Source organism: Novispirillum itersonii (assembly GCF_014205675.1).
In the GTDB taxonomy this organism is placed as follows: Bacteria; Pseudomonadota; Alphaproteobacteria; order Rhodospirillales; family Rhodospirillaceae; genus Novispirillum; species Novispirillum itersonii_A.
Genome location: NZ_JACIIX010000001.1, coordinates 193,534 through 208,639, shown reverse-complemented (window position 1 = coordinate 208,639; position 15,106 = coordinate 193,534). Strand labels below are relative to the sequence as shown.

Genomic DNA, 15,106 nt, shown 5'->3' with positions numbered 1-15,106 from the left:
AATGCGATTATGTTGACATTATCAACGAAATCGAAAGGGCAACACAATGGCCAATCACTATCGCATCACCGTTCAGCCGCTGAAAGACGGTCTGCCGACAGAGGCGGCTCCGCTGGTGTTTGAGGCGGACAGTCATGATGACATTCTGGCCATCGTTGGCCGGATTCAGGGCAAAGGGCTTCTGCCGCCGGATCAGGTTCCGGCCTTCATTACCGGCCTGAAACTGTTCGGCGGGATTATGCTGAAAAACCGCAGCCTGCCGCTGTTTGCCGACTTTATGGGGGCGTTCGCAGGGTTCATGAAGGCCCTGAAGGCCTCCTGAGCGTCAGGCCCGGAAGAAGGCCCGGTACTGGCCGGGGGTCAGGGCCAGCCGCTGGCGGAAATGGCGCTGGAAATGCGCCTGATCGGCAAAGCCCAGAGTCTGGGCAATGTCAGACAGGCTGCGGTCCCCCCGCCGCAGCATCGGTTTCGCCCGTTTGATCCGTTCATCCAGCTGGCAGGCATGCGGGGCCTGCCCCCAGGTCAGCCGGAACCGGTGCAGAAGCTGCGACCGGGTCAGGCCGACGGCCTCGCTCAGCTCGGCCAGCGGCAGCGGATCCCCCAGATGGTCGAGGATCATGTCCCGCGCCCGGATCATCGCCGGGTCGGCCCGCCGCCGTTTCGGGGGGGTGTCCGGCTGGGTTTCCAGCAGTGGGGACAGCAGATCAATCACCGCCGTCTCGGTTTCCAGCGGTCCGGCGTCGGTGGTCAGCAGGGTCCACGCCCGGTCAAACCGGCGGACCACTCCGGCCCCGGTGGCCCCCCGCCCGGCAAACACCGGCACCGGGCGGCCGGGTTCCGCGTTCAGGGCGTCGGCGGCCCACTGGGGATCGGCAAACAGCATCCGGTAGGACCAGTCAACCTGTTCCGCATTGCAGGCATGGGTATCCCCGGCGTTGATGGTCACCACACTGCCGGGGCCGACCCGTTCCTGCTGCCGCCGGTTGAGGTAGGTGGACAGGCCACTGTCGATGATGCCCGCTGACAGTTCATCATGGGAATGCGGACGGAAGCACACCGGGGCTCCCCGGACCTTCCGGAGTTCAAAGGCGGGGAGGCTGGCGCTGCGCTGAAGATGGGTCTCGGGCATGGCGGGGGTCCGGAAGGGGGGAGGGGCCTCTACATGGGGTCAGTCTGTCACGGGCCGATGGCGGGCCGCAAGTCGGCGGCTCATAAGTCCCCGGAGATGGCGGTCAGGACCTCCGGCAGCAAGGGGAGGACACTGGCGGCCAGCAGGGCCCCCATGGCCCGGTTAAACCACCGCTGACGCTCCGGTGCAGCCAGCGCCTGCCGGATCAGGTGCCCGAGAACGGCCCAGCTGCCAACACCGACAAAGCACATGGCAAACGACAGCAGGCAGAACAGCGCCAGCATCGCCCCTGCCGCGCGGTCGGGGCCGGAGACAAACAGCCCGACCCCGGACATCGCCCACAGCCAGGCTTTGGGATTCAGGATCTGCACCAGCGCCCCGTCGGTCAGGCGCGGCGGTGTCGCCTGCGTGTCGGCGGCATCGGCTGCTGTGACCGGGGCGGTGGCAATGCGGAAGGCCATCCACAGCAGGAACAGCGCCCCGCCCAGAGCCATGATCCGGCTGACCTGCGGCAGCAGGCGGGTGGCCTCGGCCAGCGTCAGTCCGGTCACCGCCACCACCAGCACGTAGCCGACCGTGGCCCCGGTCACATGCGGCAGGGTCCGCCGCAGGCCGAACCGCGCCCCGGAGGCGGTGGCGATGATGTTGACCGGGCCGGGGGTGATCGACCCGACCAGCGCGAATGTCAGCATGGAGGCAATGACCGGCAGCATGGCAATCCCTGAACGGTAATGAAGGGTCAGGGACTGTAGGCAGCGGCGGCGTCGCCTGTATTGAACGAAAGCGCGGGATCGGTGACGCCGTCAGCGTTCAGGCATCCGGGGCCAGCGAAAACTCCGGGGCCGGGGTTTCGCCGGGGTCGTCCGGTGTATAGGGCATGGTCAGGGCCCCCATCTCCACCACCCAGTCGCAGAAGGCGCGGACCTTCGGCTGGTCGGCGATCGATTCCGGGGCCACCACGTAATAGGCGTAGTCAGCCGGGCGGCTGATGTTGAACAGCGCCACCAGACGCCCGTCGCGCAGATGGTCGCCGATCAGCCCGGTGCGGCCCAGCGCCACCCCCAGCCCGTCAACGCAGGCCTTGACCAGCATGCCGCCTTCGTCGAAATGCAGGCCGCGTTCGGTATCGACATCGCCCAGCCCGAACAGGCCGAGCCAGTTTTTCCAGCGGGTCCAGGTTTCGGTGTCGCGCATGCCCCGGCCATGCAGCAGGGTGTGGTGCCGCAGGTCCGCCCATTCGTTCAGGCGGGGGCCATTGCTCAGCAGCGACGGGGCGGCCACCGGCAGCACATGTTCCGTCATCACCCGGTGGGTGCGCAGGCCGGGGTAAACGCCCTGCCCATAGCGGATGCCGACGTCGATTTCGTCGGCGATGAAATCGACCCGCCGCACGGTGGCGGTGACGCGGATGTCAATTTCCGGATAGCGGCGGCGGAAATGCCCCAGCCGGGGCACCAGCCACTGCCGCCCGAAGCTGGGGATGGTGGTGATGTGCAGCGGGCCGCGCAGTTCGCTGCCGCACAGGCGGTCGCTGGCGCGGGCCAGCTGGTCGAACCCCTTGGTCAGTTCCGGCAGATAGGACCGGCCCTGCGCGGTCAGGCGCAGGCCGCGCGGCAGGCGGTCGAACAGGATCACCCCCAGAAATTCCTCCAGCCCCTTCACCTGATGGCTGATGGCGGTGGAGGTGACGTGCAGTTCTTCCCCGGCGCGGGCAAAGCTGCCAAGGCGGGCGGCGGCCTCAAAGGCGCGCAGGGCATTCAGGGGGGGCAGGCGGCGGATCATCGGGGGCTTCCTCTCGGCCCCGGGGTGGTCCGGTCTGGCGGGGGTGTCCGGGGTTGGCCCCACTTTACGGTCCCTGTCTTCACAGGAAAAGAGGGCTTTCCGGAAGGATCGGGTAGGGACCGTAAGTTTTTCTCAGGGTCCCCCTCAGAAAGCCTCGTTTGTCATGACCCTGATGGGAGGAGATGATCGGGGGGAAGAGACAATCATTCTGGAGTTGAGGAAATGTCGGATGCGGCCTGTCGGAGTAGGATAGACTTATGTGGTGATGTGAAGAGGGAAGAAAATAGTGTTCCTTCTCTCATCATCAGGATTTTTGGATCGGTTATTTCTTATATTCAGCATCGGCGGTCCGTGAAGAGAAATCTCGAATATCTGCATTCAATGGATGATCATCTGTTGCAGGATATCGGTCTGCGGCGTGAGACCCTGCGCCAGACGGTGCTGCGGCAGGACCGCACACCATGACGGTGCCGCTGCCGGACTCAGGGGCGGAGTGTCGATGACAGGGCCATACCGGCGGAAACCGGGTGGCCCTTCATCGTTTTGGTAAGGTGTTCCTGTCCGGCGGGGTCTGCGGGGGCAAACCCCGGGCGCCGGGTGTAGCGGGTCACCCTGTAGCCGGTCAGGATCAGTTCCTGCGTGACAAAGGCATGGGAGCAGACCTGACAGCGCCGGTAACGGTATCCGGTGGCGCCATCCCGACGATAGACCGTGGATCCTCCACCACAGGCCGGGCAGGACATTGCATCTTTGATCGGATCGGTCATGGTCCCTCCTTGCTGCCGGGGGATTCTGACGCGTCCCCATGGTGGAAAAGGGTAGCGGAACCGCTGAGGTGGGTCGATGGCGCTGATTTATCGTAAAGCGGGTTTTTGAGTGTAAGGGATTAGGCCTCTATTCCTTTGATAGTATTTTATTTTTACTGACTTTCCAGATCTGGAATTCCGTTTCCAGATCTGGATTTGGATCTGTTCAGGTGTGGCGGCAGGACCGCTAGAAAACCGGGACCGGCCCCGTCACCCCGGGCCGGGGCTTCTTTCAAGGACACCTGTGGACATGACCTTTCTGTCTTCTGCCGCTCCGGCGGCGGCTGTTGCCGATCACCGCAGAGACCCCCACGCCCACCCGGAGCTGCTGCACCTGCGGCAGGCCGTGACCTCCGCCGGAATTGCCTTCGATCCGGCCGATCCGACCCAGCTTTATACCGCGATGGAACAGACCGCCGAGGTTGCCGTGGATGCGGCGGCGGTTGCCCATATGCAGGATCCGGCGGCCCACCCGGAACTGCGGCAGGTGCGGCGGGTGGTGACCTCCACCGGTGTGGCCTTTGATCCCGGCAGCGGCGGCCAGTTGCAGGCCGCCATTGACCGCAGGATTGACACCGCGCTGACCGCCGGGCTGGCGCTGCATGGGGAGGATCCCTTTGCCCACCCGGAGCAGCAGCAGGTGCGTGCCGTGATCACCGGGGCCGGACTGGTCTACGATCCGGCTGATCCGTCACAGCTGGCGGAGGCGATCGCGCGGACCGTCCGCGCCGCTCCGCCGGGCGGGCCGGTTGCGGACGGGGCACCGTCGCTGACGGCGACCGGCTTCCGGGGTCTGCCCGGCGGCCTGATGCTCCAGTGGGGCGAGTTTTACGACACCGCGCAGGCCCTGCCGCCGGGCGGGCGGGTGGACCGGGCCGTCGCCTTCCCGGTGGCGTTTCCGGTGGCCTGCTTTCAGGTGCTGGTCTGCCCGGCGGCAGACCATCTGACGGTCTGCGCCCGCAGCCATGGCCGGACCGGCTTCCTGCCGGTGTTTTCGGCGGATGCCTGTGGGGCCATGGCCCTCGGTCTGCGCTATCTGGCGATTGGAATCTGACCGGGCGGGGGACGATTTCTCGGGTTTTGCCAGCGGGGCGGGCATTTGTGCCCTTCCGCCCGGGCCGCAGGTTGCCTAGATTATCCGGGACAACAGACTGACCGCGCGGGTGGATCCGGCACTGGCCGCCGCCCCCAACCAGAGGGACCGTGAATGAGCCTTGCCATCGCCATCCAGATGGATCCGATCGAAACGGTGAATATCAATGGGGACTCCACCTTCGCGATGGCAGAGGAGGCTCAGGCCCGCGGCCACCGTCTGTGGCACTACCTGCCCAAGCACCTGACCTTCAACGATGGCGTCCTGACCGCCCGCGCCCGCGCCCTGACGGTGCGGCGGGAGCAGGGCAACCACTATACTCTCGGGGAGTGGGAAACCCTGCCACTGGCCGATGTTGATGTGGTGCTGCTGCGGCAGGATCCGCCGTTTGACATGGCCTATATCACCAACACCCACCTGCTGGAGACGGTGCACCCGCAGACGCTGGTGGTCAACGATCCGGCGGAAGTGCGCAACGCCCCGGAAAAGCTGTTCGTCACCCGCTTCAAGGGGCTGATGCCGCCGACCCTGATTTCTTCGGACATGGACGCCATCAAGGCTTTCCGTGAGCAGCATCAGGACATCATCGTCAAGCCGCTGTACGGCAACGGCGGTCTGGGGGTGTTCCACCTGAAGCCGGGCGACGAGAACCTTGGCGCGCTGCTGGAGCTGTTCGAGCAGCGCTCGCGCGAGCCGGTGATGGTGCAGCGCTACCTGCCGGAGGTGCGGCAGGGCGACAAGCGCATCATTCTGGTGGATGGCGAGCCGGTCGGGGCGATCAACCGCATTCCGGCGGAAGGCGAGGCCCGCTCGAACATGCATGTCGGCGGCAAGCCGGTGCAGTCCAGCCTGACCGACCGCGAAAAGGAAATCTGCGCCATCATCGGACCGGAACTGAAGAAGCGCGGTCTGCTGTTCGTCGGTATCGACGTCATCGGCGGCTGGCTGACTGAAATCAACGTCACCAGCCCGACCGGGATTCAGGAAATCGGCCGTTTTGACGGGGTCAATCTGGCGGCGAAAATCTGGGATGCCATCGAAGCGAAGGTGGCGGCCAAGGCAGCGTAACCGTCTGCCTTGAGGACACGCGAAAACGGGCTCCGCATGCCGGAGCCCGTTTTGCTTTTGGGGACGGAGAGACGCGGGGGTGGCCGGTCCGCGTCCTTCCGTCCCCCCGGGGACACTGTATAAACCGGGGATCAGACAGCGCGGGGCGCGGTCAGGACCTCCGGGCTCAGCACCTTGGCAAGGGCGCTTTCGGTCATCAGGTTCCGCGACAGCACCAGTTCGGAGACGGTCTTGCCGGTGCGCAGCGCTTCCCGCGCCACCCACGTTGCATTCTCGTAGCCGATATACGGGTTCAGGGCGGTTGCCAGCCCGGCGGAGGTGCGGACCCGTTCTGCCAGCAGGGCACGGTTGGCTTCAATGCCCCGCACACAGTTGGCCGACAGGGTGCGGCAGCCCGCCGCAAGGTGTTCGATGCTCTTGAACAGGGAATGGGCAATGATCGGTTCGAAGGCATTCAGCTGCAACTGACCGGCTTCCGATGCCATGGTGACGGTCATGTCGTTGCCGATGACCTCGAAGGCGATCTGATTGACCACTTCCGGGATAATCGGGTTGACCTTGCCGGGCATGATCGACGATCCGGCTGCCCGTTCCGGCAGGAAGATCTCGCCAAACCCGGCCTGCGGGCCGGAGGACAGCAGCCGCAGGTCGTTACACACTTTCGACAGTTTACAGGCCACCCGCTTCAGCACGCCGGACAGCTGCACAAAGGCACCGGTGTCCTGCGTCGCCTCAATCAGGTTGTCAGCGGGCACCAGCGGCACCCCGGACAGATCGGCCAGAATATCCGTCACCAGCCGCGAATAACGGATGTTGGTATTGATGCCGGTGCCGATGGCGGTGGCCCCCAGATTGATCTCGCGGATCAGAGCGGTGGCTTCGCGCAGGCGTTCCACGTCCTCGCCGATCATCACGGCATAGGTGCGGAACTCCTGCCCCAGCGTCATCGGGACAGCGTCCTGAAGCTGGGTGCGGCCCATTTTCAGGATGTCGGAGAACTCATCGGCCTTGGCGGCAAAGTCCTGCTGGAGGGTGCGCATGGCGTCCAGCAGTTCTTCAATCGCAAAGGTCAGCGCCAGCTTCAGCGTCGTCGGATAGACGTCGTTGGTGCTCTGCGCCATATTGACGTGGTTCAGCGGGTGCAGTTCGGCATAGGCGCCCAGCGGCTGGCCCAGCCGTTCCAGCGCCCGGTTGGCGATCACCTCGTTGGCGTTCATGTTGGTCGAGGTGCCGGCCCCGCCCTGAATCACGTCAACGACAAACTGGTCATGCAGGGCCCCGCCTTCGATGTCGCGGCAGGCCTGCGCAATGGCATCGGCGCGGCGGTCGTCAAGATCGCCAAGCTGACGGTTGGCTTCCGCCGCCGCCCGCTTCACCAGAGCCAGAGCCACAATAAGATGGGAATACGAGCCGATGGATCGCCCGGTGATCGGGTAGTTCTCGCGGGCGCGCAGGGTATGGATACCCCAGTACGCATCAGCGGGAACATCCCGGTCACCGAGCAAGTCGTGCTCTCTACGGAATGCAGAGGTCATGGTTTGGGAGTCCGTTGTTTTTGTTAAATTTTCCGTATTTTTATTAGGGTGTGTACGGAGAGTCTCTGAGCATCGGACCCCCTTATAATGGGTCAAAATCCCGGTTTTTGACAATTTGGCGAAGCGGCGCATTCTGATGCTTTTATGCGCTTTTAAAGAGCCGGTTCGCGCCATTTTTCGCGCAAGATTCTGCGATGCCCTCTGGACGGCGGACAGCGGGCAGGCTATGAGGCATCGACAGGGGAAGTGGGGCTGGATCGGGAGCCGGACAGCGGGCCATGCAGGATGCGTTTTCAGAGAATCTGCGGCTGCTGTGCAGCTATATGACGTCGATCACCGATGTGGCGCGGCGGCTGGGGATCAACCGCAGCCAGCTGAACAAATATCTGGCCGGAACCTCGTTTCCCCGCCCGGCGATGCTGCGCAAGATTGCTGATTTTTTCGGGGTGGAAGTCCACGAGGTGCTGCTGCCGCCGGAGGAGTTCGCCCCACTGCTGCGCAGCCGCCGCGCCAGCGGCGGGGAGAGTCTGGGGATTCTCGGCAGCACCATCGCCGCCATGGTCCGGGGCAGTGATCCCCGGCTGCGGGCGGTGGATGGCACCTTTTTCGAGTATTACTATTCGCTGTCCAGTCCGGGAAAGGTCATCCGGACCCTGATGATTTTTGAAACCCGCGACGGCGTCACCTACTACCGGCGGCTGGAACGGCTGGGCAAGGTGCGGGGCCGCTCGGCCCGGCATTTCCGTTTTGACGGGGTGGCCCTGATGTTCGGGGACCGGGTGTTTCTGGCCGATTACGAGCGGACGGCGGGGATTGAGCTGACCCACACCGTGCTGTACCCGGACTATAACGACGTGATCTCGGAAATGGTCGGGATCAAGCTGGGGGTGTCGGGCAACCGCCAGCGGACCCCCTGTGCATTCCGGGTCTGTCTGCAACGGGTGCGGCGGGGGCGGTCCGTTCTGCACAATTTGCGCCGCTGTGGCCTGTTTGCCGAGGACTCGCCGGAAATTCCGGCAGCGGTGCGCGAGGTGATTGATAACCGCATCTCCGGCCCCCATCATTTCACCGCACTGCTGGACCGCTGACAGGGCGGCCCGTCCTGCGCTACAGTGCCGACCGCAGGCTGCCATGGCGGCGGGACTGACCGGAAGAGAGGATCAGGTTTGTCGATTGTCGACTGGGTGTTTGTCAAAGGTCTGATCGTCGGATTCCTGATCGCCGCCCCGGTGGGGCCGGTCGGCCTGCTGTGCATCCGCCGGGCGCTGGCGGACGGGCGGACGGCGGCCTTCGTCGCCGGGCTCGGGGCGGCGGTGGCGGATACCTTTTACGGCATGGTCGCCGGGCTTGGGCTGTCGCTGATCTCCGACGCGCTGATGACGTGGAAGACCGAACTGTCGGTGATCGGCGGCCTGTTCCTGCTGGTGCTGGGTATCAAGGCATGGCGCAGCCCGCCGCCCAGACTGGGCGCGGTGCCGACCACCCGGGCCGGCCTGCTGAAAGACTTCACCGCCACCCTGCTGATCACCCTGACCAATCCGGCCACCATCATCGCCTTTATGGCGGTGTTCGCCTCGCTGGGGGCGGTGCATGTGCAGGATGCGCCGCTGGATGCCGGTCTGCTGATTCTGGGGGTGTTTCTGGGGTCGGCGCTGTGGTGGCTGACCCTGTCGGCGCTGACCGGCGCGGTGCGCCACCGCTTCAGCCCGGTGTGGCTGGGCCACCTGAATCAGGGCTCCGGCGGGCTGCTGATTCTCAGCGGCCTTGCCGTGCTGGGCAGCCTGCTGTGGTCAGGGTTTTAGGGTAGGGATCAGCAGCCGCAGGCATTGAGTGCTGCTAAATCAACCTGTTGATTTTAAAAAGAAAAATGACAGAATTGACTCATGGGCACCCCTTCTGACGGAGGATCTGACCATGGATCTCGGACGACAGCTTGACGGATACCGGCTGGTGACGGCCAGCATTCTCTACCACCTGCCGGATCACCCCCGCCTGTTGCAGGAATTTATCTGGCAACACTACGACAAGGCCCCGAAATACCCCGAACTTCAGCGCTTTCTGGCTTTCTGGGAGGCGCAGATTGAGGGCCGCCTGCATTCGGTACGGGTCGGTGCCGCCGATCTGCTGACGCCGGGCCGCTGGCAGGCGGTACAGGGGCAGTGGACGCTGCACTGAAGGGATGTCCCGCAGGGGAATCACCCCAGCGGCGGCAGCCGCCGCAGCACCGGCTGGGCCTTGACGATGGAGGTACTGGTTTCCGCCTTATCGGCGATGCCATCCAGAATCCGGTCCAGATGGCTGATATCCCGGAGCATCAGGCGGGCGATGAAGCAGTCATCGCCCGTCACCTTGTCGCACTCGGTGATTTCCGGGATCTCCTCGATCAGCTTCTGCACCAGATGCAGCCGCCCCGGCAGCGGACGGATCCGCACGATCGCCTGTAGGGTATAGCCCAGCCGGGCCGGATCAATGTCGGCGGTAAAGGCCCGGATCACCCCGCGCTCTTCCAGCCGCCGTAACCGCTCCGATACGCTGGGGGAGGACAGGCCGACCCGCCCGGCCAGCTCCTTCAGCGGCATCCGGGCGTTGGCGGTCAGCAGGGTCAGCAGGGCGCGGTCAGTCTCATCCAGCATCAGCACGGATTCCTGAAAGGTGAAATCGTCTTTTATCCTAACAAGGAAAGGGAATGATGGCGATTGGCCTTTGATGCTGCCGGTACGGGCGGTGCCCGTTCCTCTAGACTCTTCAGGACCGGAGCTGATCCGGGACGGTTTGAGCAGGAGGACGGCCCATGAGCCGGTCAGAACAGTCAACGGCGGGCGGTGTGGCCCGGATGACGGCGGCGATGGTGCTGTCGGGCACCATCGGGGTGTTTGTGGTGTGGTCGGGCCTGCCGGTGGCGGAGGTGGTGTTCTGGCGCTGTGTTTTCGGGGCGGTGGCCCTGCTGCTGATCTGTGCGGCGCTGGGGGTGTTGCGGCCCGGCCCCGGCGGCTGGCGGGCCTTTGCCGCCACCGGCGGGCTGGCGGCGCTGGGCGGGGTGGCGCTGGTGCTGAACTGGGTGCTGCTGTTTGCCGCCTATCCCCGGGCGTCCATCTCGGTGGCGACGGCGGTCTACAACACCCAGCCCTTCATGCTGGTCGGGCTGGGGATGCTGCTGTTCGGCGAACGGCCGGGGCTGGCGCGGCTGCTGTGGCTGGCGGTGGCCTTTGCCGGGGTCCTGCTGATCATTTCTGCCAAGGCGGGAGCGGCGGGGGCTGATTATCTGACCGGCATCGGGCTGGCGCTGGGGGCGGCGTTTTTCTATGCCGTGGCGGCGGTGGTGGCCAAGCGGCTGAAGGGGGAGCCCCCGCACCGGATCGCCCTGATTCAGGTGCTGGTCGGGGTGCTGATGCTGGCCCCGTTTGCCGCCGGAAAGGCTCTGCCATCCGGTCCGGCGGCCTGGGGCAGTCTGCTGACGCTGGGGATCGTCCATACCGGCCTGATGTACATGCTGCTGTACGCGGCGATCCAGCGGTTGCCGACCGCATTGGTCGGGGCGTTGTCCTATATTTATCCGGTGGTGGCGGTGGTGGCTGATGTGGTGGTATTCTCCACCCGCCCGCAGACGGTGCAGCTGGTCGGCGGGGCCGCCATTCTGCTGGCGGCGGCCGGGTCCACCTTCGGGTGGGTGCCGTGGAAGGGGGTGCGCCCTGTCACGGAAAAGTAACTTGCATAATGATAGTGACCGGTGTAGGGTCCGCACTATGCAGCACACCCGCTTTGATACCCAGCCATGCCCCGCCGCCCGTGCCCTCGACTGTGTCGGGGACTGGTGGAGCATCCTGATCGTGCGCGACGCTTTCCGGGGGATAACCCGCTTCGACGCCTTTCAGAAAAGTCTGGGCATTGCCCCCAACATCCTCAGCCGTCGTCTGGCCCACCTGTGTGAACAGGGTGTGCTGGAAAAGCGCCCGTATCAGACCCGTCCACTCCGGTACAGTTATCATCTGACCGAAAAGGGACAGGGTTTTTTCCCGGTGCTGATGGCTTTGGCTGACTGGGGCAACCGGTACCTGCCGATTGATCAGCCGGTGTGGCAGATCACGGACCGGGCCAGCGCACAGCCGCTGACGGTGCAGGTGGTCCGGGCGGATACGCTGGCGGTCCTGACGCCGCAGACGGTGGCGCTTGCCACCCGTCTGCCGGATGGCCGGATCGTTCCCCACCCGTCCCCCGGGCAGCCTGAGGAATCCTGTTGATGAATGCTCCGCGTCTTGTTGTCACCGGCATGGGGATTGTGTCCCCGCTGGGGTGCGGTATCGGTCCGGTGTGGCAGCGCCTGCTGGCGGGCCGGTCGGGGATCCGGTCCCTGCCGGACGACATGGTGGCCGATCTGGCTGCCACGGTCGGCGGCATGGTGCCGACTCTGGCGGAGGATGCCGAGGCCGGGTTTGATCCCGACCGCTCCATCAGCCCCAAGGACCAGAAGAAGATGGACCGTTTCATCCATTTCGCCATGGCGGCGGCGGATGAAGCGCTGGCGCAGGCCGGATGGACCCCGGAAACCGATGAGCAGCGCGAACGCACCGCAACGGTGATCGCCTCCGGCATCGGTGGGTTCCCGGCGATGATCGAGGCGGTGCGCACCTGCGACGACAAGGGGCCGCGCCGGGTCTCTCCGTTCACCGTGCCGTCATTTCTGGTCAATCTGGCCGCCGGTCAGGTCTCGATCAAACATGGGTTCCGGGGCCCGCTGGGCGCACCGGTGACCGCCTGCGCCGCCGGGGTTCAGGCGATTGGCGACGCCGCCCGCATGATCCGCGCCGGGGAAGCCGACATCGCCCTGTGCGGCGGGGCGGAAGCCTGCCTCAGCCGGGTGACGCTGGCCGGGTTTGCCGCCGCCCGCGCCCTGTCCACCGGGTTCAGCGCCACGCCGGAACAGGCATCCCGCCCGTTTGATGAAGGCCGCGACGGCTTCGTCATGGGCGAAGGGGCCGGTCTGCTGGTGATCGAAAGCCTTGAGCATGCGCTGAAGCGCGGGGCCACCCCGATCGCCGAACTGGTCGGCTATGGCACCAGTGCCGACGCCTATCACATGACCGCCGGGCCGGAAGACGGCAGCGGGGCCCGCCGGGCGATGGAAACGGCCCTGAAGCAGGCCGGGATCACCCCGGATCAGGTGCAGCACCTGAATGCCCATGCCACCTCGACCCCGGTCGGGGACAAGGGGGAACTGGCGGCGATCAGCGGCCTGTTCGGGCGCACCGGCGGTGTCGCCGTCGCCTCCACCAAGTCGGCCACCGGCCACCTGCTGGGGGCGGCTGGCGGGATCGAGGCGATCTTCACCGTGCTGGCGCTGCGCGACCAGATTGCGCCGATGACCCTGAACCTGACGACGCCGGACCCGGCGGCGGAGGGGCTGGATCTGGTGCAGGGGGCAGCCCGCCCGATGGCGATTGACTATGCCCTGTCCAACGGCTTCGGCTTCGGTGGCGTCAATGCCAGCGTGCTGTTCCGCCGCTGGACCGGTGCATGAGATCGGTCAGCGCCTAAAAACCGGCGGGGCGGTGATCGTCTGATCATCGCCCCGTTTCTTTTCCGGTCCTCTTATCAGCTCCGGCAGATCGAGACCCCGCCATCGGCCATCAGGGCGGTGCCGGTGACGAAGCTGGCGTCATCGGACAGCAGGAACAGCGCGGCGCGGGCGATTTCCTCCGGCGCGGCGATCCGCTTCAGGGCGTGCAGGCCTTCCACATGCTGCCGGATTTCCGGGGTGTGGGCGACCGCCTGCCCCATCGGGGTGTCGGTGCCGCCCGGCATCAGCACATTGGCGCGGATCCGCCGGGGTCCGCCTTCTGCGGCGATCACCTGCGTCAGGCCCAGCAGGCCCGCCTTGCTGGCGGCATAGGCGGCCATGCCGGGGAAGCCGACGGTGTGGCCGACAAAGGTGGAGGTAAACACCAGCGCCCCGCCGCCCCGGGCAGTCAGGGCCGGAATCTGGGCCTGTGCGGCGTGGAAGGCACCGGTCAGGTTGGTGGCGATCACCCGGTCCCACTGTTCCGGCGGCAGGTCTTCCACCGCGGCCATGTCTCCGGTGATTCCGGCGTTGTTGAAGGCCCCGTCAAGGCCGCCGAAGGTGCTGACCGCCGCGTCCACCGCCCGGCGGGCGGTGTCGGCACCGGCGACATCGCCGCTGACGGTTACCGCCTCGCCGCCGCTGGCGCGCAGGTCCTCCAGCAGGGCGGCCAGACGGGCGGAATCCCGGCCAACGGCAACGATTTTGGCCCCGGCGGCGCTGAACAGGCGGGCCGCAGCGGCCCCGATGCCGGAGCTGGCACCGCTGACGATCAGCGCTTTGCCGTCAAGGCGGCGGGAGGAAGAGGGGGACATGGCAGAACTCCTTGAGAGAGAGGGGACTGCCGGATCCTCGCCCTCTGCCGGGGGGCTCTCCACCCGTTTCTTGCCACTGGGGTCTTGCCACCCGGGTTTTGCCACTGGGGAGGGGCTGAAAACGGTCTAGCGGCGGTTCAGGCACTGCATCGCCTGATCCAGCCCCTCCAGCGTCAGCGGGAACATCCGGTCTTCCATCAGCTCCTGCATCATGGTGATGGAGTGGGTGTACCCCCAAGAGCGGCGGTCCACCGGGTTCAGCCATGCGGCATGCGGCCATTGCGCCAGCAGGCGCTGCATCCACACCCGGCCCGGCTCCGGGTTCCAGTGTTCGACGCTGCCGCCGGGGACGGCGATTTCATAGGGGCTCATCGAGGCATCGCCGACAAAAATCAGCTTGTAGTCGGCGGGGTAGGTGCGCAGCACCTCCTCCGTCGGGATGCGGTCGGTCTGGCGGCGGCTGTTGTCCTTCCACACCGACTCATAGGGGCAGTTGTGGAAATAGTAGTATTCCAGATGCTTGAATTCGCTGCGGGCGGCGGAAAACAGTTCCTCACACAGCTTGATGTGGTCGTCCATCGATCCGCCGATGTCGAGGAACAGCAGTACCTTGATGGTGTTGTGCCGCTCCGGCACCATCTGGATGTCCAGCATCCCGGCGTGGTGGGCGGTGGAGCGGATGGTGCCGTCCAGATCCAGCTCCGTCGCCGCCCCCTGCCGGGCGAAGCGGCGCAGGCGGCGCAGGGCGACCTTAATGGTGCGGGTGCCCAGCTCCACGTCATCGGCCAGATTGCGGAAATCCCGCTGGTCCCACACCTTGACGGCGCGGCGGTGGCGGGATCTGTCCTGCCCGATGCGGACCCCCTCCGGATTGTAGCCATAGGCCCCGAACGGCGAGGTTCCGGCGGTGCCGATCCATTTGTTGCCGCCCTGATGCCGCCCTTTCTGTTCCTCCAGCCGCTTTTTCAGGGTTTCCATCAGTGTGTCCCAGCCGCCGAGGGACTGAATCTGTTGTTTTTCCTCCTCGGTCAGCATCCGCTCCGCCAGTTTCCGCAGCCACTCCTCCGGGATATCGGCGGTGGTGGACAGGTCTTCGGCGGAGATGCTTTCCACCCCCTTGAAGACGGTGCCGAACACCTGATCGAAGCGGTCGAGGAAGCGTTCGTCCTTCACCAGTGTGGCGCGGGCCAGATAGTAGAAATCAGTGACGGAATAATTGGCGCACCCCGCCTGCACCGCCCCCAGCAGGGTCAGGTATTCATTCAGGCTGACCGGGACGCGCGCGGAGCGCAGCTCGAAAAACAACTTATTGAACATGGAAATC

Annotated in this window: 18 protein-coding genes; 10 read left to right on the top strand and 8 right to left on the bottom strand. The window is 65.5% G+C overall.

Features of this window, described 5'->3' with window-relative positions:
- Nucleotides 1–46: 46 nt before the first annotated feature.
- Nucleotides 47–322, top strand: a complete 276-nt coding sequence (locus FHS48_RS00945) for a DUF3861 domain-containing protein (protein ID WP_184260206.1) — start codon at nucleotides 47–49, stop codon at nucleotides 320–322.
- A 3-nt stretch (nucleotides 323–325) separates the two neighbouring features.
- Here FHS48_RS00945 and FHS48_RS00940 read toward each other — a convergent pair whose 3' ends face one another.
- The 3 genes from FHS48_RS00940 to FHS48_RS00930 form a co-directional block, all read right to left on the bottom strand.
- Complete coding sequence (locus tag FHS48_RS00940) at nucleotides 326–1,129, bottom strand: AraC family transcriptional regulator (protein ID WP_184260203.1); 804 nt, start codon at nucleotides 1,127–1,129, stop codon at nucleotides 326–328.
- 80 nt (nucleotides 1,130–1,209) lie between these two features.
- Nucleotides 1,210–1,842 (bottom strand): LysE family translocator, encoded by a 633-nt coding sequence (locus tag FHS48_RS00935; RefSeq protein ID WP_184260200.1) that lies wholly within the window; start codon nucleotides 1,840–1,842, stop codon nucleotides 1,210–1,212.
- Between the two features lie 97 nt (nucleotides 1,843–1,939).
- Nucleotides 1,940–2,911: a transcriptional regulator GcvA gene (locus FHS48_RS00930; protein WP_184260197.1), complete on the bottom strand. Its 972-nt coding sequence runs from the start codon at nucleotides 2,909–2,911 to the stop codon at nucleotides 1,940–1,942.
- A 222-nt stretch (nucleotides 2,912–3,133) separates the two neighbouring features.
- On the opposite strand from FHS48_RS00930, the gene FHS48_RS19895 reads away from it, so the two are divergent.
- Nucleotides 3,134–3,376: a YjiS-like domain-containing protein gene (locus FHS48_RS19895; RefSeq protein ID WP_221443306.1), complete on the top strand. Its 243-nt coding sequence runs from the start codon at nucleotides 3,134–3,136 to the stop codon at nucleotides 3,374–3,376.
- A gap of 17 nt (nucleotides 3,377–3,393) precedes the next feature.
- Here FHS48_RS19895 and FHS48_RS00920 read toward each other — a convergent pair whose 3' ends face one another.
- The gene (locus FHS48_RS00920) at nucleotides 3,394–3,678 is read right to left on the bottom strand and encodes a hypothetical protein (protein WP_184260191.1); all 285 of its coding nucleotides are present in this window, start codon (nucleotides 3,676–3,678) and stop codon (nucleotides 3,394–3,396) included.
- Nucleotides 3,679–3,967: 289 nt separating this feature from the next.
- Between FHS48_RS00920 and FHS48_RS00915 the strand changes: the two genes are divergently transcribed.
- Both FHS48_RS00915 and gshB read left to right on the top strand, forming a co-directional pair.
- Nucleotides 3,968–4,771: a gp53-like domain-containing protein gene (locus FHS48_RS00915; protein ID WP_184260188.1), complete on the top strand. Its 804-nt coding sequence runs from the start codon at nucleotides 3,968–3,970 to the stop codon at nucleotides 4,769–4,771.
- A gap of 153 nt (nucleotides 4,772–4,924) precedes the next feature.
- Complete coding sequence (gene gshB / locus FHS48_RS00910; RefSeq protein ID WP_184260185.1) at nucleotides 4,925–5,878, top strand: glutathione synthase; 954 nt, start codon at nucleotides 4,925–4,927, stop codon at nucleotides 5,876–5,878.
- 131 nt (nucleotides 5,879–6,009) lie between these two features.
- Here gshB and FHS48_RS00905 read toward each other — a convergent pair whose 3' ends face one another.
- Nucleotides 6,010–7,413, bottom strand: a complete 1,404-nt coding sequence (locus FHS48_RS00905; RefSeq protein ID WP_184260182.1) for an aspartate ammonia-lyase — start codon at nucleotides 7,411–7,413, stop codon at nucleotides 6,010–6,012.
- A gap of 278 nt (nucleotides 7,414–7,691) precedes the next feature.
- Here FHS48_RS00905 and FHS48_RS00900 point away from each other — a divergent pair, with 278 nt between their 5' ends.
- The 3 genes from FHS48_RS00900 to FHS48_RS00890 all read left to right on the top strand — a co-directional run bounded on the left by FHS48_RS00900 (nucleotide 7,692) and on the right by FHS48_RS00890 (nucleotide 9,588).
- On the top strand, nucleotides 7,692–8,501 hold the full coding sequence (locus tag FHS48_RS00900) for a helix-turn-helix domain-containing protein (protein ID WP_184260179.1): 810 nt from the start codon (nucleotides 7,692–7,694) through the stop codon (nucleotides 8,499–8,501).
- A gap of 78 nt (nucleotides 8,502–8,579) precedes the next feature.
- Nucleotides 8,580–9,215 (top strand): LysE family translocator, encoded by a 636-nt coding sequence (locus FHS48_RS00895; RefSeq protein ID WP_184260176.1) that lies wholly within the window; start codon nucleotides 8,580–8,582, stop codon nucleotides 9,213–9,215.
- 112 nt (nucleotides 9,216–9,327) lie between these two features.
- Nucleotides 9,328–9,588 (top strand): usg protein, encoded by a 261-nt coding sequence (locus FHS48_RS00890; RefSeq protein ID WP_184260173.1) that lies wholly within the window; start codon nucleotides 9,328–9,330, stop codon nucleotides 9,586–9,588.
- A 20-nt stretch (nucleotides 9,589–9,608) separates the two neighbouring features.
- Here the strand turns inward: FHS48_RS00890 and FHS48_RS00885 are convergent, their stop codons facing one another.
- On the bottom strand, nucleotides 9,609–10,046 hold the full coding sequence (locus tag FHS48_RS00885) for an Lrp/AsnC family transcriptional regulator (protein ID WP_184260170.1): 438 nt from the start codon (nucleotides 10,044–10,046) through the stop codon (nucleotides 9,609–9,611).
- A gap of 158 nt (nucleotides 10,047–10,204) precedes the next feature.
- Here FHS48_RS00885 and FHS48_RS00880 point away from each other — a divergent pair, with 158 nt between their 5' ends.
- Genes FHS48_RS00880 through fabF form a run of 3 tightly spaced genes read left to right on the top strand, consistent with a single transcriptional unit; the run spans nucleotide 10,205 to nucleotide 12,928 of the window.
- Nucleotides 10,205–11,119, top strand: a complete 915-nt coding sequence (locus FHS48_RS00880; protein ID WP_184260167.1) for a DMT family transporter — start codon at nucleotides 10,205–10,207, stop codon at nucleotides 11,117–11,119.
- A gap of 37 nt (nucleotides 11,120–11,156) precedes the next feature.
- A complete protein-coding gene (locus tag FHS48_RS00875) occupies nucleotides 11,157–11,651 on the top strand; it encodes a winged helix-turn-helix transcriptional regulator (protein WP_184260163.1) in 495 nt (164 codons plus the stop codon).
- Nucleotides 11,651–12,928, top strand: coding sequence for a beta-ketoacyl-ACP synthase II (gene fabF / locus FHS48_RS00870; protein ID WP_184260159.1), 1,278 nt, complete (start codon nucleotides 11,651–11,653; stop codon nucleotides 12,926–12,928). Before FHS48_RS00875 ends, fabF begins: the two co-directional genes overlap by 1 nt.
- 74 nt (nucleotides 12,929–13,002) lie before the next feature.
- Here the strand turns inward: fabF and FHS48_RS00865 are convergent, their stop codons facing one another.
- Nucleotides 13,003–13,782 (bottom strand): SDR family oxidoreductase, encoded by a 780-nt coding sequence (locus tag FHS48_RS00865; protein WP_184260157.1) that lies wholly within the window; start codon nucleotides 13,780–13,782, stop codon nucleotides 13,003–13,005.
- A 126-nt stretch (nucleotides 13,783–13,908) separates the two neighbouring features.
- Nucleotides 13,909–15,099, bottom strand: a complete 1,191-nt coding sequence (locus FHS48_RS00860; protein ID WP_184260155.1) for a vWA domain-containing protein — start codon at nucleotides 15,097–15,099, stop codon at nucleotides 13,909–13,911.
- Between the last annotated feature and the right edge of the window lie 7 nt (nucleotides 15,100–15,106).